This window comes from Streptomyces sp. Ac-502 (assembly GCF_045222935.1).
GTDB lineage: Bacteria > Actinomycetota > Actinomycetes > Streptomycetales > Streptomycetaceae > Streptomyces > Streptomyces monomycini.
On sequence record NZ_JBHFFO010000001.1, the window covers coordinates 8836780 to 8855314 of the forward strand.

Below are 18535 nucleotides of genomic sequence, written 5' to 3' on the forward strand. Positions count from 1 at the left end.
CCGGCAGCAGGGCGGGGCGGTACGGGCACGGGCCGGGCCGGGCGGTGGGGAGCGGCGCGCGGCCACGGGAGTACGCGGCTACGCGGCCAGCGCCGGAGCGGACAGCCGGCCGACGAGCCGGGCCAGCGTCCGGTGCCCCTGCCGCTCGGCCAGGGCGACGCGCTCCTCGGGGACGGCGCGCTGCCACCACTCGCCGGCCGACACCTCCACCGCCTCCCGCAGCTCGACCAGGCCGGCGGCCAGGCGGTCGCGCGCCCAGCCGGTCTCGCGCGCGTCGTCCTCTCGTACCGCCGGGTCCTGGCCTGTTCCCGAGGCCTCCGGGCCGCCGTCTCCCTCCAGCAGCCGGAGCGCCGCGGCCTCGGCGGCCGTCACCCGGTCCAGTGCCGCCTCGATGCGGTCGGCGGCGCGGCGGTTGGTGACCAGGACGCAGCAGGCCAGACCCACGGCCGCCCCCACGACGGTGTCGGTCCAGCGGTCGGTGACCAGCGTCCGGGCGGGCAGGTGGCTGCCGAACTCGGTCAGCAGCAGGGCCATCGGGGTGACCCAGACCGAGCCGAGCCAGTAGTTGCGGGTGATGCTCGCCTCCGCGCAGAACTGGAAGGTGAGCGCCAGCAGGATCATCGCGAGGTGGCCGGTGTGGATCACCGGCAGCAGCGCGGTGAAGAGCAGCAGTCCGAGGAGGTTGCCGAGGGTGCGCTGAAGGGCCCGCTGCCACGAGAGGGTGGTGTTGGCCTGGTAGATGGAGGCGGCGGTTACCACGGCCCAGTACGGGTGGCCGACACCGACCGCCATCGAGCCCCAGCCCGCCAGCGCGCAGCCCGCGGCCACCCGCGCGCCGATGGGCAGCAGGGGCGAGCCGGGCGCCAGGCGGTGGAGCACGGCGCGGACGCCGTGCGGGTGGCCGGGCGCGGGACGGCGCGGCTCCGGGCCCGCGGCCCGTCCCGTTTCACGGCCCGCATTTCCTTCGCGGTCCGCGTGCTCCGCGGCGATCCCGGCCAGCTCGCCGGCCTGTGCGCCGGTGAGGGCGACCTCCGGCAGCGCCCGGCCCCGGCGCAGGTCGCGCGCCCACGCCGTACAGCGCTCGGCCTCCTCCGGGTCGGCCCCTTGCGCGGCGAGGGCCGACTCGGCCCGTACGAGCAGCCGCTCCAGCCCCGAGCGGTCGGCGGCCGCGGCGGGGGTGCGGCCCGGGACCTGGAAGAGCGTGTGCCAGGCGGCGTTCACGGCGGCGGCGGTGGCATGCCGGGCCCGGTCGGGTGCGGCGGGGGAGCCACCGGTCTCCGGGCCGGTGCGCAGCAGTGCCGCGGCGGCCTCCAGCGCGCGGGCCGTGGCGATCCGCTCCGGCCCGCGCGGCCGGACCAGCGCGGGGGCCATGCACACCAGCCAGGCGAGCACGCCGGCGCCCAGGGCCAGTGACAGGTGGAAGGGCACCTGGCCGATCCGCTGCGGCACGAAGAAGGCGGACGCCGAGATGAAGGTGAAGATCAGGTTTCCTGGCGGCCCGACGCGCGTCGCGTCGCAGACCGTCTTGTGCACGGCGGCGACCAGCGAGGCGAGCAGGACGAGCAGCGGAACCGAGGTGGTGAGTGAGGCGGCGGTCAGGGCGGCACCGAGGCTGGCGACCATGCCGAGCACCACCCACGCCAGCGTGCGCGCGCGGGCCGCGTACGGCAGGCCGTGCGCATACAGAGCGCACATCGCCCCGGCCGAGGTGTAGAGGACCAGGTCCAGACGGCCCAGCGCGAACAGGATGAACTCGGGGATGCCGAGGGCGACGACCGCGCTCAGCGCGGGCTTGTGCCAGATGTCCACGGGGCGGCGCAGCAGGACCGTGCTCCTGAGGGGCAGCGGGCGCGCGCGGACCGCTACGGCGCCCCCGGAGAGGGCCGCTGCCTGCTTTCCCGACGGTCTGGCATGTTTCCCCATACGAAAAGCTTAACAGGTGTTTTACTCGTAAAGGATTTGCCTCCGTGTGCTCACCCCGCTCACCGGCCCGGCGTGGGGGAGGCCAGCACCCGGGCCCGGCACTCCGCGGGCGTGCCCCAGGCGCCCCGCAGCGCTCGCGCCTTGCGGATCCACAAGGAGAGGTCCAGTTCGTCGGTGTACCCGAGGGCGCCGTGCAACTGGAGCGCAGTCCGGGCCGCGGCGTAGGCGGCCTCGCCCGCGGCCACCTTCGCCATCGCGATCGCGGTGCCCGCGCCGGCCGGGTCCGCATCGGCCGGGTCCGCGCCACCGTCCACCGTCCCGCCCGCGAGTTCCACCGCGGCCCCGAAGACGAGCGGCTCGGCGAACTCCAGCGCCACCAGCACATCCGCCAGCCGGTGCTTCACCGCCTGGAACGAGCCGACGGCGACACCGAACTGGGTGCGCTGCTTGACGTACGCCACGGTGTCGTCCAGCAGCCGCCGGCCGACGCCGAGCGCCTGCGCCGCGGTGAGCAGCCGCGCGGTGTCCGCGGCGTGCGCGGCGGCGGCCCGCACGGCCGGTCCGCTCGCCAGGACGTCCCCGCCCTCCGCCACGCACCGGGACAGTCGCCGGGCCGGATCGACCGACGGCTGGACCGGCCCCGGCCCGCTCCCGCCGGGCCGCCGCAGCGTGTCGCCGTCCGTGAGGAAGACGGCGTCGGCGGCCGTCGCGTCGAGGGCGTACGGCCCGTGCGCCGGATCCGCGTACGAGATCATCGCGTCCCCTGCCGCGATGGCGGGCAGCCGGTGCTCGGCCAGACCCCAGTCGTCGAGCCGGCCGAACAGCGCGGCCGCCGCGGCCGTCTCCACCAGCGGGCCCGGGACGGCGTGCCGCCCCGCCTCGATGTGCGCCACGACCAGTTCGACCGGCAGGAACCCCGAGCCCCCGTACTTCTCCGGTACGGCCAGCCCGAACACCCCGGCCTCCCCGAGCCGCCGCCACACCGCGCGCCCGGGGCCGCGGTCCCCGGAACCCCAGGCCCGTACGGCGGCCGGGGTGTCCGCCGCCGCCAGCATTCGGCCGAGCGTCCGCCCGAAGTCCCGCTGCCCGTCGTCCAGGAGGAACCGCATCCCTCAACTCCCCTCGCCGGTCCGGCTCAGCGTCGTCCCTTGGGCAGGCCCAGCAGCCGTTCGGCGATGATGTCGCGCTGGATCTCGTTGGTCCCGGCGTAGACCGGGCCGGCCAGCGCGAAGATCCAGCCGTCGGCCCAGCTCCCGTGGTCCGGCGCCTCGGCGGCGTCGGCGGCCAGCTCGCCGTACGGGCCGCAGAGGTCGAGCGCGGTCTCGTGCAGGGCGATGTCCAGCTCGGACCAGAAGACCTTGGTGAGGCTGGCCTCGGCGCCGGGGGCGGCGCGTCCCGCCGCCGGTGCGCCGCCCGCCGCCTTTGGCGCGCCCCCGCCGCGATCCGCGCGGCCTGGGCACAGGCGGCCAACTGGTACGCGCGGGCGCCGATGACCGCGTCGGCGACCCGGTCGCGCAGTGCCGTGTCGGCCGGGTCGGCGGTCTCCCGCCACAGGGCGGTGAGGCGGGCGGCGGCGGCCGTGAAACGCCCCGGGCTGCGCAGCGTCAGCCCCCGCTCGTTGCCCGCCGTGCTCATCGCGACCCGCCAGCCCCGGCCCGGTTCGCCGATCACATCGGCGTCCGGCACGAACACGTCCTCCAGGAACAGCTCGGCGAAGGCCGGCTTCCCGTCGAGACGGCCGATCGGCCGCACCGTCACGCCCGGCGCGGACAGGTCGAACATCAGATACGTGAGCCCGTGGTGCGGCCGGTCCGCGCCGGGGTGGCTGCGGAACAGCCCGAAGGCCCGGTCCGCGAAGGCCGCCCGGGAGGACCACGTCTTGTGCCCGCGCAGCAGCCAGCCGCCTTCGGTCCGTACGGCGGCCGACCGCAGCGCGGCGAGATCGGAACCGGCGCCGGGCTCGGACCATGCCTGTGCCCAGACGGTCGCCCCGCTCGCCATGGCGGGCAGCACGCGCGCCAACTGCTCGTCCGTACCGTGCTCGAAAAGGGTGGGGGCGAGCAGGCTGATGCCGTTCTGGGAGACCCGGGCGGGCGCCCGCGCCGCGTAGTACTCCTCCTCGAACAGCAGCCGGCGGACCAGGGAGGCGCCGCGCCCGCCGTACTCCTCGGGCCAGGACACCACCGACCAGCGTCCCGAGTGCAGTTCGCGCTCCCATGCGCGGTGGGCGGCGAAACCCTCCGCCGTCTCCAGGGAGGGCAGGGGCGCGGCGGGTACGTGGGCGGTCAGCCAGTCCCGTGCCGCGCGCCGGAACTCCTCGTCTTTCGCGCCGAGTTCGAGATCCATCGACGAGCGGCCTCCCTGGTGGCGGCGGGCTCCTGCGGGACCGTTCCCTAACAAGTGTTTGGTAGGTTAGCGTACCGCCATGACGCCCGAGAAGCCTCCGACGGCGCACCCGGCACCACCCCCGTACGTCCCCGGGCACGGCCTGCTCACCGGCCGCACGGCCGTCGTCACCGCCGCGGCGGGCACCGGCATCGGCGGCGCCACCGCGCGCAAGCTCCTGGAGGAAGGCGCGGACGTCCTCCTCTCCGACGCGCACACCCGGCGCCTGAAGGAGTCCGAGACCGCGCTCGCCGCCGAGTTCGGCCCCGGACGGGTCGCCGCACTGCCCTGCGACGTCACCGACGAGACCCAGGTCACCGCCCTCTTCACGCACGCCGAACGGCTGCACGGGCGGCTGGACGTCGTCGTCAACAACGCCGGACTCGGCGGCAGCGCCGACCTGGTGGCGATGACCGACGACCAGTGGACCGCCGTCCTCGACGTCACCCTGAACGGCACCTTCCGCTGCACCCGCGCCGCGCTGCGCCGGATGCGCGCGGCCGGCCGGGGCGGCGTCGTCGTCAACAACGCCTCCGTGGTGGGCTGGCGCGCCCAGCGCGGCCAGGCGCACTACGCCGCCGCCAAGGCCGGGGTGATGGCGCTGACCCGCTGCGCCGCGGTGGAGGCCGCCGCGTACGGGGTCCGGGTCAACGCCGTCTCACCCAGCCTGGCCGTCCACCCGCACCTGGCGAAGGTCACCGGCGAGGAACTGCTGACCGAGCTGACCGGCCGGGAGGCGTTCGGGCGCTCCGCGGAGCCGTGGGAGGTCGCCAACGTCATCGTCTTCCTGGCCAGCGACTACGCCTCGTACATGACCGGCGAGACGGTCCCGGTCAGCAGTCAGCGCGCGTGACCGGGGAGGGACAATGAGCCCGTGTCCACCGCAAAGAAGACCGCGAAACCGGCCGCCATGACCCCGCCCTCGCCCGCCCGCCGCCGCGAACTGCTCGCCACCGCGGCCGAGGTGTTCGCCGCCCACGGCTACGACGCCACGACCGTACGCCGGATCGCGGACGAGGCCGGACTGCTCGCGGGCAGCCTCTACTACCACTTCGACTCCAAGGAGTCGATGCTGGACGAGATCCTCAGCACCTTCCTGGGCGAACTGTGGGACGGGTACGACGCGGTGCTCGCCGCCGGGCTCGGCCCCCGGGAGACCATCGAGGCGCTGGTCACCGAGTCCTTCCGGGAGATCGACCGGCACCGCCCCGCCGTGGCCATCTACCAGAAGGAGGCCAAGCAGCTCGCCGGGCGGCCCCGCTTCGGCTATCTCGCCGACTCCCAGCAGAAGTTCGAGAAGGCGTGGCTCGGCACCCTGGAACGCGGCGTCGCCGACGGCGTCTTCCGCCCCGACCTCGACGTCCGGCTCACCTACCGGTTCGTCCGCGACACCGTCTGGGTGGCCGCGAGCTGGTACCGGCCGGGCGGGCACCACGGCCCGGAGGAGATCGCCCGCCAGTACCTGTCGATGGTGCTGGACGGCATCGCGGTACGGGACTGACGCACCCCCGTGCCGCGCACCGCACCCCCGCACGCTCCGCCCGCCCCGACGACCGAGGAGCCGGCATGGCAGAGGCCTACATCATCGACGCGCTGCGCACTCCGGTCGGCAGGCGCGGCGGCGGGCTCGCCGCCGCGCACCCGGCCGACCTCGGCGCGCACGTACTGAAAGCACTGATGGCGCGTACGGGCGTGGACCCGGCCGCCGTGGACGACGTGGTCTTCGGCTGCCTGGACGCCGTCGGCCCGCAGGCCGGTGACATCGCCCGCACCAGCTGGCTGGCGGCCGGGCTCCCCGAGGAGGTGCCGGGCGTCACCGTCGACCGGCAGTGCGGCTCCTCCCAGCAGGCCGTCCACTTCGCCGCGCAGGCCGTGCTCTCCGGCACCCAGGACCTGGTCGTCGCGGGCGGCACCCAGAACATGTCGATGATCCCCATCGCCTTCGCGAGCCGCCGGGCCGCCGAACCGCTCGGGCTGACCGAGGGGCCGTTCGCGGGCAGTACCGGCTGGCGCGCCCGGTACGGCGACCAGCCGGTGGACCAGTTCCACGGCGCCGAACTGATCGCGGACCGGTGGAACATCTCCCGTACGGACATGGAGGAGTACGCGCTGCGCTCGCACCGGCGGGCCGTACACGCCGCCGACACGGGGCGCTTCGCGCGCGAGCTGGTCCCGTACGGGGACGTGACGGCCGACGAGGGCCCGCGGCGTGACACCTCGGCGGCGAAGATGGCCGCCCTCGCGCCCGTGGTGCCCGGCGGCCGGCTCACCGCCGCCGTCTCCTCCCAGGTGTCCGACGGCGCCGCGGCCCTGCTGCTGGCGAGCGAGCAGGCCGTACGGGACCACGGGCTGACCCCGCGCGCCCGCGTCCACCACCTCTCCGTACGCGGTGAGGACCCGGTCCGGATGCTGTCCGCGCCGATCCCGGCCACCGCGCACGCGCTGAAGAAGACCGGGCTGACCATCGACGCCATCGACCTCGTGGAGATCAACGAGGCGTTCGCGCCGGTGGTCCTGGCCTGGCTGGAGGAGACCGGCGCCGACCCCGCCCGGGTCAACGTCAACGGCGGCGCCATCGCCCTCGGCCACCCGCTCGGCGCGACCGGCTGCAAGCTCATGAGCACCCTGCTGCACGAGCTGGAGCGCACCGGCGGACGCTACGGCCTCCAGACGATGTGCGAGGGCGGCGGCCAGGCCAATGTGACCGTGATCGAACGGCTGTGAGGCGGGCCGGGAGCCGGGATCCGGGCCGGGAGCCGGTCGGCGCCGGGCTCCGGGCCCGGCTCCCGGCCCGGTGTCAGCAGGCCCGGTTCTTCACGTACAGGGCGCGCGGGCCCCGGTCCGTGCCGTACCGGACGTCCTTCGTCGCGGCCTTGGGCAGCCGGCCGTTCACGGCGGGCCGGGCCGGTACGACGATGGTGTAGCAGGCCGTGCGCTGCGCGCAGAGGTTCTTCAGGCGGACGTACCGCTTGTGGTCCTTGGTGAAGTACTTCATCACCTTGGCGCACTGCGGCGCCCGCGGGGCCGCCGCGGCCTGCGAGGCCGAGGCCAGGCCCAGTGTCGTGCTGAGCGCCGTCACCGCGACGGCCGTGGCGAGGAACTTACGCATGTGATCTCCCCCGATGGAAACCTCCGCCCGCGGCGGGAGCCGGGGCGGCCCTCAGTGGTCGGTCTCCACCGTAGTGCGACGGAATCCAGACCGGTGTTCGGGTCCCGTTTCGAGCCGGGCGGGCCGCTCGCCCGGACCACCTCCGCTCGCCCGGACCACCTCCGCCTGCCCGGACCGGCCGTCCCGGACGGATCGGCCGGCCCGTCCGGCCTGTTCACCCCGCGCCGTCCCGCTCCAGCCGGTCCAGCCCGTCCAGCGTCGCCGCCGCCTCGGCCATGATCCGGCCGACCAGCTCCGCGCACGACGGCAGGTCCTCGATGACCCCGGCCACCTGCCCGGACGCCATCACCCCGACGTCCGTACGGCCCTCCACCAGCGCGGCCCGCAACATCATCGGCGTGTTCGCGGCCAGCAGCACCTGGCTCCAGGTCAGCCCGGCGCCCCGCTTCATCGCCAGCCCGTCCCGTACCGTACGGACCCGGCCCGTCCCCGCCTGCTTCCGGAACGCCGCCGCGTGCCGCACGGCCCGCAGCAGCGCCGCCGGGCGCCCGGACCGTTCGAGGGCGGCCACCAGGTCCGTCCGCAGCATCCGGTGCGGCAGCCCGTCCACCGCACGCGTCACGGTGACGTCCCCGACCGAGGCCGCCAGGTAGCGCGCCTTGACCGCCTCCGGGACGGTGCTGTCGGACGTGAGCAGGAAGCGCGTACCCATGGCCACGCCGGCCGCCCCGAAGGCCAGGGCGGCGACCAGCCCGCGCCCGTCGTGAAAGCCCCCGGCCGCCACGACCGGGATGTCCACCGCGTCCACGACCTGCGGCAACAGCACAGTGGTCGCCACCTCACCGGTGTGCCCGCCGCCCTCCGCGCCCTGGACGATCACCGCGTCCGCACCCCACGCGGCGACCTTCTCCGCGTGCCGCCGCGCCCCCACCGTCGGCATGACGACGACCCCCGCGTCCTTGAGGCGGGCGATCAGCTCCCGCGAGGGCGCCAGGGCGAACGAGGCGACCCGTACGCCCTCCTCGACGATGATGCGCACCCGCTCGGCCGCGTCCCCGGCGTCCGCCCGCAGATTGACGCCGAAGGGCCGGTCCGTACGGGAGGCGACCTCGCGGACCGCGGCCCGCAGCTGCCCGGCCGACATGGTGGCGGACGCCAGGATGCCGAGCGCCCCCGCCTCGGCGGTGGCGGAGACCAGACGCGGCCCGGCGACCCACCCCATGCCGGTCTGGACGACGGGGTGGCGGACGCCGGTCAGCTCGGTGAGCGCGGTGGTCAGCGGCCGCACGGCGGCACCTCGCGGTCGCGCAGCCCGCCCGGGTCGACGGCCTCGCGGATCAGCCGCAGCTCGGCGGCGTCCGGTGCGCGCGTGCACGGTACACCGCCGTCCGGTACGGACAGCTCGAACCCGGTGGCCGCGCGGACGTCGTCCAGCCGTACGCCGGGGTGCAGCGACCGGACGCGCATGGTGCGGCCGGGCGTGTCGAAGTCGAACACGCCGAGGTCGCTGACGACCTCCGGGACACGGTGGTAGCGGGCGGCGGACGGCCCGGCCGCCGCGGCCCGGTCGTACCCGACGCCGCACACCATGTCAACCCGCTCGACGAAGGTCCGCGGCGAGTGCTTCGGCACCCAGTAGCTGGTCGGGTGGTTGAGCGAGTTGGCCGGAGCGCCCCGCACCCCGAGCAACTGCCGGGACGGGCGCGCCCAGTCCCCGATGCAGGAGATGTTCTGGTTGCCGTACCGGTCGATCTGGCTCGCGCCCATCATGACGTGCCGGCGGCCGGTGGCGACCAGCGCCAGATGCCGGCGGTACGGCAGCCAGCCCTCGGCCAGTGCTGGTGGCGCGCCTGCCGTTCCGGGCGCTGTCCCTGCTGCGTCCGCCGCTGCTCCCGTCGCCGGTCCTGGCGCAGCTCCCGTCGCCGGTCCTGGTGTCGGTCCTGGCGCCGGTACGCCGTCGATGAGCAGCGCCTCGCCGTCCGTCAGCAGGAGGTCGGGGAGAAGGTCAGCTTCGCCAGCCGCGCGCCGAGGGCGGGAATCGTGCCCATGGGGGAGGCGAGCACCTCGCCCGCGCCGCGCCACACCTCGGCGCAGGCGATCACGCAGTACTCGGCGCGGGTGACGGCCGCGGAGCCGCTGTCGGCGGTCATCGGCGCCCCTCCACGTTCTCCTCGGTCTTCCGGGCCGCTTCGGCGTGTCCGGCCTGTTCTGCCTGCTCGACCTGTTCGGTCTCCGCGGCTCGTTCGGTCTCCGCGGCCCGTTCGATCTCTACGGCTCGTTCGATCTCCGCGGCTTCGGTCTCTTCGGTGAAGGCCGCCACCGCCGCCCGGTAGTCGTCCTCGCCGCCCGACAGGAAGCGCTTGACGAACGCCGCCCAGGTGTCCGGGTCCGCCGCCGCCCGGACGTACGCCCGCTGGAACGCCTCGTCCCGCCCGTAGTCCGGCACGCAGGACGTGAAGTGCGCGCCGTGCGGCGCCTCCACGACACCGCTGACGAACATCCGGCTGACCAGCAGCGTCTGCGGGCAGCCCGCCCGCGCCAGCTCCGCGCCGTCCACGATCCGCTCGCACGAGACGTACGCCGCGTCCGCCGCCTCGCAGAAGAGGTCGTCGAAGTACGGGTCGGGCCCCAGGTACTGGGCGTTGCCCCGCGCGTCCGCCCGGTTGAGGTGCACCAGCGCCGCGTCCAGCCGCAGCGCCGGGGCGGCGGCCAGCACCTCGCCGTCCGCGTACGGCGAGGTGACCGTACGGAGCTGGGGGTTGACCCGCAGCACGTCGGAGCCGAGACCGGCCCGTACCGGCATGAACGGCAGCCGCTGGGCCGCCGCGGTCAGCCCCCACAGGAACATCGTCTCGTCCAGCTCGGTCAGTTCCAGGGCACCGCGTTCACGGGCCGCGCGGAAGTGCGGCTCTAGGGGGACCGAGTCCAGCGTGACGAAGGGCGTGACCAGCCGGCGGATCCTTCCGGCGGCCGCCAGCAGGCCCACGTCGGGGCCGCCGCAGGAGACCACCGTGAGATCCGTCAGGCCGGAGCGCAGCAGGGCACGGACGAGCGCCATCGGCTTGCGGCGCGATCCCCAGCCGCCGATCCCGAGCGTCATTCCGCTCTCCAGCCGGGACACCACGCCGTCGGCGGTCATCCTCTTGTCGCTCAACTCTGCTCCTTCCCGGGAGTGTCGGATCCGGGGGTGTCGGATCCGGGAGTGTCGGCTTCGGGTGTGTCGGCTTCGGGTGTGTCGGCTTCGGGTGTGTCGGAGTGTCGTCCGTGCTCCGGGCCGTCGGCTGGCGCGTTCCTCCGCGTGAAGGCGTCCCGGTGCCGGTCGGCGACGCCGCTGAGGTTGGCCTCGAACGTGAAGCCCTGTTCGTAGCGGTAGCTGCGGTGGACGTCGACCGGGTCGATGCCGTTGATGGCGGCCTTGGCGAGCCGCAGCAGGTACCCGTCCTTCGCGGCGATCTCCCCGGCCAGCGCCAGCGCCGCCGGCAGCACCTCGTCGCGCGGTACCACGGCCCAGACCGAGCCGTGCCGGTGGAGTTCGGCGGCGGTCGTGGTGCGCGAGGTGTAGTAGAGGGTGCGCATCAGGTGCGGCGGGACGAGCCGGGCGAGGTGGGTGGCCGCGCCGAGCGCGCCGCGGTCCAGTTCGGGCAGGCCGAAGGTCGCGTCGTCACTCGCCACGATCGCGTCCGCGTTGCCCACCAGCCCGATGCCGCCGCCGAGACAGTGGCCCTGCACGGCGGCGACGACCGGTACCTCGCAGTCGTAGACGGCCGCGAACGCCTCGTAACAGCCCCGGTTGGCGCCGAGCAGCGCGGCGTGCCCCGGCGTCCGCCGCATCTCCTTGATGTCCACGCCCGCGTTGAAGCCGCGCCCCGCCGCGGCGAGCACCACACAGCGGACGCCGGGGTCGCGGCCGGCCGCGCGTACGGCATCGGCCAGGTCGAACCAGCTCTGTACGGGCAGGGCGTTGACCGGCGGCCGGTCGACGGTGACGAGCGCGGTGCCGTCCTCGGGGCGGGACACGGTGACGGTGGTGGAGACACCCATGGGCGGATCAGCTACCTTTCCACCAAACGTTTGTTAGGTGCAGGCTGCTTGAGAAGGTAGCAGCGCGATGCCCCCAACGGGAGGGCGGAGGTGGCCTTTTGGCGCTCGACATCGACCTGTCGGGGCGCGTCGCGGTCGTCACGGGCGGCACCCGGGGCGTCGGCGCCGGGATCGCCCGAGCCCTGCTGGCGGCCGGAGCCGAGGTCGTCGCCTGCGCCCGCCGCCCGCCGGAACGGCCGGTCACGGCGGCGGACGGACGCACCGCCGCCTACGAGCCGGTGGACGTGCGCGACCCCGACGCGGTCGCCGCCTGCTTCGACCGGGTACGGGCCCGCCACGGACGCCTCGACATCCTCGTCAACAACGCGGGCGGCACCCCGTACCGGCTCCTCGACGACTCCTCGCCGCGGCAGGCAGCCCGGGTCGTCGAACTGAACCTCGTCGCCCCGCTGACCGCCTCCCTCGCCGCACGGGCCGTCATGGCGCGCCAGCCGGCCGGCGGCTCGATCATCATGATCGGCAGCGTCAGCGGCACCCGCCCGTCACCCGGCTCGGCCGCCTACGGGGCCGCGAAGGCGGGCCTGGAGAACCTCGCCCGCACCATGGCCGTCGAATGGGCGCCGCACATCCGCGTCAACACCCTCGTCGTCGGCATGGTCCACACCGAACTCTCCCACCTGCACTACGGCGGCGAGGCCGGCCTCGCCGCCGTCGGCCGCACCGTCCCGCTGGGCAGGCTCGCGACCCCCGACGAGATCGGTGAACTCTGCGCCTTCCTCGCCGGTGACCGGTGCGCCTACGTGAGCGGAGCGAGCCTGGCCGTCCACGGCGGCGGCGAACGGCCGGCATTTCTGGAGGCGGCCGGACAACCGGCTTCCCCGGAGGCGGCTGGCCAACTGGCCTTTCCGGAGGCGGCTGGACGGCCTCCCGGTGCACCGGCCCCACACCCGTCTGCGCCCCCGTCCCCACCCGCACCCTCAACACCCCTATCCGCAACCCCATCCCCATCCCCGGCTGCCGGTACGGGTACGGCCGCCACCGTCGACCCGGAGGGCAGCGATGACCGATGACCACCCGACCGGAAGCGCCGCCGCCGGCCTCTGCGCCGGCCGCGTGGTCGCCGTCACCGGCGCGGGCCGCGGCCTCGGACGCGCCCACGCCCTGGCCTTCGCCGCCGAAGGCGCCCGGGTCGTCGTCAACGACCTGGGGGTACGGCCGGACGGCACCCCGGACGAGGAGGCGGGCGGCCCCGCCGGCGCGGTGGCCGCGGAGATCCGCGCGGCGGGCGGCGAGGCGGTCGCCCACGGCGGTGACGTCGCCACGCCCACCGGAGCTGCCTCGCTCGTCGCCACCGCGCTGGGTACGTACGGACGCCTGGACACCCTGGTCAACAACGCGGGCTTCGTACGCGACCGGATGCTGGTGAACCTGGCGGAGGACGAGTGGGACACCGTCCTGCGCGTTCACCTCAAAGGCCACTTCCTGCCACTCCAGCACGCGGCGGCGCACTGGCGCGCGCAGGCCAAGGCAGGCCCTCCGCCACAGGCCCGCGTCGTCAACACCAGCTCGGGAGCGGGCCTGCTGGGCAGCATCGGCCAGGCCAACTACTCGGCCGCCAAGGCAGGCATCCTCGGCCTCACCCTCGTGGCCGCCGCCGAACTGGGCCGGTACGGCGTACAGGTCAACGCCGTCGCCCCGGCCGCCCGTACCCGGATGACCGAACGGACCTTCGCCGAGACCATGGCGGCACCGGCGGACGGCACCTTCGACGCGATGGCCCCCGAGAACGTCTCTCCGCTCGTCGTCTGGCTCGGCTCCGCAGCCTCCGAGGGCGTCACCGGCCGGGTCTTCGCGGCCGAAGGCGGACGCATCACGGTCATGGAGGGCTGGCGCCCGGGCCCCACCACCGACCGACAGACCCGCTTCACCCCGACCGAGGCGGGCGACACGGCACGCAGGCTGCTCGCCGAGGCGGTCGCACCGGAACCGGTGTACGGGGTGTCGGGGTAGGCCGGCGGCCGTGTCACCCCGGTGATCGCTGGGTCCGGTGGGTTGCCGGGCTGGCGGATTGCCGGGCTGACGGGTCGCCGGGCTGACGGGTCGCCGAGCTGGCGGGTCGCCGAGCTGGCGGGGTGTCAGTCCAGGTGGGGCGCCGGAGCTGCGGGGGTGTCAGGTTCGGCGGGGTGTCGGGTTCGGCGGGGTGTCGGGTCGGGCGGGGTGTGGGGCCTGCAGGGTGTCAGGGCCGGCGGGCGGTCGGGCCAGGTGGGCGTGGGGGGTGCGGGTGCTCAGGCCTGCGTGCCGTCGGGCTCGGCGAGTTGCCTGGCCTGACGTGTCGCCAGGCCAGGCGGATCGTCACGTACGGCGGGTCGTCACGTACGGCGGGTCGTCACGTACGGCGCATCCTCAGGTTCGGCGATCGTCACACTCGCCGGGCGGCGATGCCTGCCGGGCAGCGACGCCTGTCGGACGGGAATGCCCGCAGGGCGGGGTGTGCCCGCCGGACGGGGAGGGGCCCGCTGAACCACCGCGCTCGGCGAACCGCGATACTCGCCGCACGGCAATGTTCGCGAACCACCATCCCCAGCGAACCACCGCCCCACCGAACCACCACCCCGCCAAGGAGCGCTCCATGCCGGCACCGTCCCGTACCTGCCTCGTCACCGGAGCGGCCTCCGGCATAGGCCGGGCCACCGCCGCCCGGCTCCGCGCGCAGGGCTGCACCGTGATCGGGGCCGACCTCGACGGCACCGACATCCAGGCGGACCTGGCCACCCCCGAGGGCCGTACGGAACTGGTGACGCGGGCCCGCGAACTGACCGGCGGCCGGCTCGACGCGGTGATCGCCTGTGCCGGTGTCGCCACCTTCGATCCGCTGACCGTGAAGGTGAACCACTTCGGGGCGGTGGCCACCCTGGAGGGCCTGCGTCCGCTGCTCGCCGCGGGCACCGACCCGCGCGCGGTCGTCGTCTCCTCGGTGGCGTCCGTGCACCCCTGTGACACCGCTGTCGTCGACGCCGCGCTGGCAGGTGACGAGCCGGCCGCGGTCGCCGCGGCGCAGGCGGCCGTCGACCGCGGCGAGGGGTACCTCCTGTACGGCTCCTCGAAGGCCGCCGTCGCGCGCTGGGTCCGCCTTAACGCCACGACCGCCGACTGGGCAGGCGCCGGAATCCCGCTCAACGCCGTCGCGCCGGGCACCGTCGTCACCCCCATGACCGCGCCCATGCTCGCCGACCCGGAGACGCGCCGGGTCGTGGACACGAGCGTGCCGATGCCGCTGCACGGCCACGCCCGCCCGGAACAGGCCGCCCCACTTCTCACCTGGCTGACGTCGCCCGAGAACACGCACGTCACCGGGCAGGTCGTCTTCCTCGACGGCGGCGCCGACGCCGTACTGCGCGGCGACCGCACCTGGTGACGCCACGTCGGCCCGCCGCCGGAGCAGCCGGGCCGGGAGTCGCTAGTACTGCAACGGTGCTTGCCGTGACTGGTGGCCAGTTGGGTCGTTGGTCTGGTTATGGGTGGGGGCCTTGCTGATGTCAGGTTGTGGGCGGGTGAGCTTGAAGCGGTGCATGGGAGGTTCGTGCACCGCTTCAGCCGGGAGGAGCCGCGCCAGTCGGCGCTGGCCTATATGCGCGGGCTGATCTCGCCGCTGGAGCGGAAGAACGGCTGGACGCTGGCGGAGGAGGCCGGTTATGGCGGCCCCGATCGCATCCACCGGCTGCTGAACCGCATCGAGTGGGATGCTGACGAGGTCCTGGGCGACGTACGTGACTACGTCGTGGAACACCTCGGCGACCGGGACGCCGTGCTCATCGTCGATGACACCGGTTTCCTGAAGAAGGGCGTCCGCTCGGCCGGGGTCCAGCGGCAGTACTCCGGCACCGCGGGACGCACCGAGAACTCCCAGATCGGGGTCTTCCTCGCCTACGCGACGGGCCGCGGACGCACGTTGATCGACCGGCGGTTGTATCTGCCCGCGTCGTGGACGGATGACCGTGAGCGATGCCGGCGGGCGGGCATCGGCGACAGTGTCGCCTTCGAGACGAAGGTGGCCATGGCCAAGGAGATGATCCGCCGGGCCATCGCCGACCGGCTCCCGTTTCGGTGGGTGACGGCCGATGCCGCTTACGGCTTCAGCAAGGGCTGGCGCTTCGAGCTCGAGCAGGCCGATGTCTTTCACGTCATGGCCACCACCCGGCACGACACCGTCGTCACCCGCTGGGCCATCGACCACCCCGTCCACGACCTGTTCCCCGGCCTGCCGCGGCAGAAGTGGAAACGCCGCTCCTGCGGCGAGGGGGCCCACGGACGGCGGATCTTCGACTGGGCCCGCGTTGAGGTGCGGCCCTGGCACCGCGAGGACCGTCAGCACTGGGTGATCGCCCGTCGCAGCGTCAGCCGGCCCGAGGAAATCTCCTACTACATCGCCTACTGCCCCGCCGGCACCACTCTCGACGAGCTGATCCGCGTCGCCGGGAGCCGATGGGCGGTGGAGGAATGTTTTCAGAGCGCGAAGCAGGAGTGCGGGCTGGACGACTACCAGGTCCGCCGCTACCCGGGCTGGCACCGCCACATGACGTTGGCCATGGCCGCCCACGCCTGCCTGACTGTCCTGCGGGCCCGTGAGCTGGATGCGGAGAAAGCAGAAACGGATCCTCCCAGCTCATCCACCTCAGTCTTGCCGAAATCCGGCGTCTGATCTACCGACTCACCCACCGCCGGCCGGCACCGGCCGAGCACATCCTGTACTGGTCACACTGGCGTCGACGGCGCCAGCACCAAGCCCGCAACAGTCACTACAAGCAACGCGGGCACAGCCCCTGATCCTGGCCACCAGTCACGGCAAGCACCGTTGCAGTACTAGGTCCTGTCGTCACATTCCCGTTGTCCGCCCGGAGGGCGAGCCGCGCGGCGTCTGGTGCACTCCGCTTCGCTACGTCTCGGCTCTTTGCATCTGCCCTTCGGAAGCCGAGCCGATCGCAAGGCACCGGAGCGTCCTCGGTCGGGCCCCTGGCCCTTCAGGCCTTGGGGGAGGAGCTACGCGGGCGTTTCGGCAAGGCAGCGTGGGGGCACCTCCCAGCGGTAGCTGGGGGAGTGCGTGCTGGGGGAGTCGCGCGGCAGGCGGGAATTTGACGACCGGGCCTACGGCTCGGGGGACTCGGCGGGCTCCCATACCGAACCGTCGTGCGCGAACATCACCCGCCGCGGCTCGAACGCGCTGAGCCGCTCCAGCCACGGCGGATGACCGGGCAGCGGGGCGGCGACCCCTTCGAGGGCGGCGTGCCGGGCCAGCTGGTCCGACGCGAAGTCCGAGGCGAAGTCACGAGCCTGGCCCGCGAGGACCACCGTGCCGTCCTGCTGCTCCACCACCAGGGACTGGTGTCCCGCGGTGTGCCCCGGCGTGGGGACGATGTGCACGCCGGGCCACACCTCGGCCTCGCCACGCAGTTCCTCGTACACGACGCCCGGGAAGTCGACCAGGGCGTCCACGGTGTACCCGCCCGCGCGGGCCTCGGCCAGCTCTGTCTCCTGCACCATGACGGGCCGTCCGCCGAACAGCGGATTGCCGCCGCAGTGGTCGAAGTGCAGATGACAGTTGACCACCACGGACACGTCGTCGAGCCGGTGCCCCGCCGCGGCCAGCGCGGCCTCCAGGGACCGGCGCCGGGGGCGGTAGTGCGCCTCGGTCTCCGGATCGGCGGCGCCGATCCCCGTGTCGAACAGCAGTAACCCGGCATCGTGGCGCACCAGATACGCGAGCACCGGCTCCACCCGCGGCTCCGGCCCACCGGTCTCCGACGTGGGGCGGACGAAGTAGCCGAGATTGATTCGGCGCACGCTCCGCACGGGAGAGCGGCGCGCCGTACGCCTGTGTACCGTCACCTTCTGATCCAGAGAATCCATCGGGCCATCGTGACAGTGGCCGCCGGGCGCCGCCAGGTGCCGATCAAGCCGGGCACGTGCGACGGCGCGCCGGACGACGCGACACCGCGGGGCACAGGCCGCGGGGCGCCAAGATCATCCCGAGAGCCCCGAGAGCCCCGAGAGCCCCGAGAGCCCCGAGAGCCCCGAGAGCCCCGAGAGCCCCGAGAGCCCCGAGAGCCCCGAGAGCCCCGAGAGCCCCGAGAGCCCCGAGAGCCCCGAGAGCCCCGAACACCCGGACGTTCCAAGCGCCCGGAATGCCCCTGGCATCAAGCTCGCCCCGAGCACCCGGAACGCCCGGAGCACAGCCCCCGGAGCATGTCCGCGCGACTGCCTGTCTGCCGGTCAGTCGTCGGCGGCGGTGCGGGCGGCCACCACGCGCAGGCCCCGTTCGCCGAACTCCCGCCGGACGGACTCCCCCGCGCCGCTGTCCGTGATGAGGGTGTCGAAGACGTCCGCGCCGCCGACCCGGGCGAAGCAGCGGGCGCCGATCTTCGAGGAGTCCGCGACGACCACGGCGCGCCGCGCCCGTTCGGCCATCAGGCGGTTGATCCGGGCCTCCGCCTCGTCGTGCACGGTCGCGCCCATCACCGGTTCTATGCCGTTGGCGCCGATGAAGGCGATGTCCACGGAGATCTGCTGGAGGACCAGCTCACTGAACGGACCGACCAGTTCGAACGACCTGGAGTGCGCCACACCCCCGGTCAGCACGATCTTGATCTGGGGCCGTACGGCGAGTTCGTTGGCGATGTTCAGCGAGTTGGTGACGATCGTCAGATGCGGCTGCGGTCCCGCCTCGGCGAACTCCGGACGGGTGGCCAGTACCCGGGCGATCTCCGTGGTCGTGGTGCCGCCGCTGAGGCCGACCACGTCACCGCGCTCGACCAGCTTCGCCGCGGCCTGCGCCACCGCCCCCTTCTCCGCGGCGCGGTGCGCCCGCTTGTAACGGATGGGCAGGTCGTACGCCACCGAGCTGAGCACCGCGCCGCCCCGGGTACGGGTCAGCAGCTGCTGGTCGGCCAGGGCGTCCATGTCACGCCGCATGGTCGCGGCCGACACCTCCAGCTGGGACGCGGCCTCCTCGACCTCCACCCGGCCGCGTTCGCCGAGCAGCTCAAGGAGGGCGTTCATCCGTTCATGGCGGTTCATGGCGCG

14 protein-coding genes and 3 pseudogenes are annotated in these 18535 nt (G+C 74.1%); 7 read left to right on the forward strand and 10 right to left on the reverse strand.

What is annotated here, in order from left to right; translation table 11 throughout:
* Nucleotides 1-78 precede the first annotated feature (78 nt).
* From ACEXOX_RS39995 to ACEXOX_RS40005, 3 genes and pseudogenes are all read right to left on the reverse strand, one after another.
* A complete protein-coding gene (locus ACEXOX_RS39995; protein WP_406525610.1) occupies nt 79-1923 on the reverse strand; it encodes an FUSC family protein in 1845 nt (614 codons plus the stop codon).
* A 59-nt stretch (nt 1924-1982) separates the two neighbouring features.
* A complete protein-coding gene (locus ACEXOX_RS40000; RefSeq protein WP_406525611.1) occupies nt 1983-3032 on the reverse strand; it encodes an acyl-CoA dehydrogenase family protein in 1050 nt (349 codons plus the stop codon).
* A gap of 26 nt (nt 3033-3058) precedes the next feature.
* Nucleotides 3059-4269, reverse strand: a pseudogene (locus tag ACEXOX_RS40005) (acyl-CoA dehydrogenase family protein).
* A 79-nt stretch (nt 4270-4348) separates the two neighbouring features.
* Between ACEXOX_RS40005 and ACEXOX_RS40010 the strand changes: the two are divergent.
* The 3 genes from ACEXOX_RS40010 to ACEXOX_RS40020 all read left to right on the forward strand — a co-directional run bounded on the left by ACEXOX_RS40010 (nt 4349) and on the right by ACEXOX_RS40020 (nt 7032).
* Entirely contained in the window at nt 4349-5161 is an 813-nt protein-coding gene (locus ACEXOX_RS40010) for an SDR family oxidoreductase (RefSeq protein WP_406525612.1), read from the forward strand.
* 57 nt (nt 5162-5218) lie between these two features.
* Nucleotides 5219-5809: a TetR/AcrR family transcriptional regulator gene (locus ACEXOX_RS40015; protein WP_406526629.1), complete on the forward strand. Its 591-nt coding sequence runs from the start codon at nt 5219-5221 to the stop codon at nt 5807-5809.
* A gap of 65 nt (nt 5810-5874) precedes the next feature.
* On the forward strand, nt 5875-7032 hold the full coding sequence (locus ACEXOX_RS40020; RefSeq protein ID WP_406525613.1) for an acetyl-CoA C-acetyltransferase: 1158 nt from the start codon (nt 5875-5877) through the stop codon (nt 7030-7032).
* A gap of 73 nt (nt 7033-7105) precedes the next feature.
* Here ACEXOX_RS40020 and ACEXOX_RS40025 read toward each other — a convergent pair whose 3' ends face one another.
* The 5 genes and pseudogenes from ACEXOX_RS40025 to ACEXOX_RS40045 all read right to left on the reverse strand — a co-directional run bounded on the left by ACEXOX_RS40025 (nt 7106) and on the right by ACEXOX_RS40045 (nt 11458).
* A complete protein-coding gene (locus ACEXOX_RS40025; RefSeq protein WP_030023985.1) occupies nt 7106-7417 on the reverse strand; it encodes a hypothetical protein in 312 nt (103 codons plus the stop codon).
* 214 nt (nt 7418-7631) lie between these two features.
* Entirely contained in the window at nt 7632-8696 is a 1065-nt protein-coding gene (locus ACEXOX_RS40030; RefSeq protein WP_406526630.1) for an NAD(P)H-dependent flavin oxidoreductase, read from the reverse strand.
* Nucleotides 8693-9567: pseudogene (locus tag ACEXOX_RS40035) on the reverse strand (CoA-transferase subunit beta). The gene ACEXOX_RS40030 and the pseudogene ACEXOX_RS40035 overlap by 4 nt, the downstream one beginning before the upstream one ends.
* A gap of 149 nt (nt 9568-9716) precedes the next feature.
* Nucleotides 9717-10556 (reverse strand): annotated as a pseudogene (locus ACEXOX_RS40040) (CoA transferase subunit A); the annotation flags it as partial.
* 11 nt (nt 10557-10567) lie between these two features.
* The gene (locus ACEXOX_RS40045; RefSeq protein WP_406525614.1) at nt 10568-11458 is read right to left on the reverse strand and encodes an enoyl-CoA hydratase family protein; all 891 of its coding nucleotides are present in this window, start codon (nt 11456-11458) and stop codon (nt 10568-10570) included.
* A 98-nt stretch (nt 11459-11556) separates the two neighbouring features.
* Between ACEXOX_RS40045 and ACEXOX_RS40050 the strand changes: the two genes are divergently transcribed.
* From ACEXOX_RS40050 to ACEXOX_RS40065, 4 genes are all read left to right on the forward strand, one after another.
* Nucleotides 11557-12528: an SDR family oxidoreductase gene (locus tag ACEXOX_RS40050; protein WP_406525615.1), complete on the forward strand. Its 972-nt coding sequence runs from the start codon at nt 11557-11559 to the stop codon at nt 12526-12528.
* Nucleotides 12518-13468, forward strand: a complete 951-nt coding sequence (locus ACEXOX_RS40055) for an SDR family oxidoreductase (RefSeq protein ID WP_406525616.1) — start codon at nt 12518-12520, stop codon at nt 13466-13468. Before ACEXOX_RS40050 ends, ACEXOX_RS40055 begins: the two co-directional genes overlap by 11 nt.
* Nucleotides 13469-14087: 619 nt before the next feature.
* Entirely contained in the window at nt 14088-14873 is a 786-nt protein-coding gene (locus tag ACEXOX_RS40060) for an SDR family oxidoreductase (RefSeq protein ID WP_406525617.1), read from the forward strand.
* Between the two features lie 99 nt (nt 14874-14972).
* A complete protein-coding gene (locus tag ACEXOX_RS40065) occupies nt 14973-16157 on the forward strand; it encodes an IS701 family transposase (RefSeq protein WP_406518361.1) in 1185 nt (394 codons plus the stop codon).
* A 443-nt stretch (nt 16158-16600) separates the two neighbouring features.
* Here ACEXOX_RS40065 and ACEXOX_RS40070 read toward each other — a convergent pair whose 3' ends face one another.
* Both ACEXOX_RS40070 and ACEXOX_RS40075 read right to left on the reverse strand, forming a co-directional pair.
* Complete coding sequence (locus ACEXOX_RS40070) at nt 16601-17362, reverse strand: N-acyl homoserine lactonase family protein (protein WP_406525618.1); 762 nt, start codon at nt 17360-17362, stop codon at nt 16601-16603.
* A gap of 363 nt (nt 17363-17725) precedes the next feature.
* Entirely contained in the window at nt 17726-18529 is an 804-nt protein-coding gene (locus ACEXOX_RS40075; RefSeq protein WP_406525619.1) for a DeoR/GlpR family DNA-binding transcription regulator, read from the reverse strand.
* Between the last annotated feature and the right edge of the window lie 6 nt (nt 18530-18535).

Coding starts and splice junctions, on each gene's coding strand:
- ACEXOX_RS40060 (WP_406525617.1), top strand. CDS start 14,088: ATGCCGGCACCGTCCCGTACCTGCCTCGTCACCGGAGCGGCCTCCGGC.
- ACEXOX_RS40075 (WP_406525619.1), bottom strand. CDS start 18,529: ATGAACCGCCATGAACGGATGAACGCCCTCCTTGAGCTGCTCGGCGAA.
- ACEXOX_RS40025 (WP_030023985.1), bottom strand. CDS start 7,417: ATGCGTAAGTTCCTCGCCACGGCCGTCGCGGTGACGGCGCTCAGCACG.
- ACEXOX_RS40015 (WP_406526629.1), top strand. CDS start 5,219: ATGACCCCGCCCTCGCCCGCCCGCCGCCGCGAACTGCTCGCCACCGCG.
- ACEXOX_RS40020 (WP_406525613.1), top strand. CDS start 5,875: ATGGCAGAGGCCTACATCATCGACGCGCTGCGCACTCCGGTCGGCAGG.
- ACEXOX_RS40010 (WP_406525612.1), top strand. CDS start 4,349: ATGACGCCCGAGAAGCCTCCGACGGCGCACCCGGCACCACCCCCGTAC.
- ACEXOX_RS40045 (WP_406525614.1), bottom strand. CDS start 11,458: ATGGGTGTCTCCACCACCGTCACCGTGTCCCGCCCCGAGGACGGCACC.
- ACEXOX_RS40065 (WP_406518361.1), top strand. CDS start 14,973: ATGGGTGGGGGCCTTGCTGATGTCAGGTTGTGGGCGGGTGAGCTTGAA.
- ACEXOX_RS39995 (WP_406525610.1), bottom strand. CDS start 1,923: ATGGGGAAACATGCCAGACCGTCGGGAAAGCAGGCAGCGGCCCTCTCC.
- ACEXOX_RS40000 (WP_406525611.1), bottom strand. CDS start 3,032: ATGCGGTTCCTCCTGGACGACGGGCAGCGGGACTTCGGGCGGACGCTC.
- ACEXOX_RS40055 (WP_406525616.1), top strand. CDS start 12,518: ATGACCGATGACCACCCGACCGGAAGCGCCGCCGCCGGCCTCTGCGCC.
- ACEXOX_RS40070 (WP_406525618.1), bottom strand. CDS start 17,362: ATGGATTCTCTGGATCAGAAGGTGACGGTACACAGGCGTACGGCGCGC.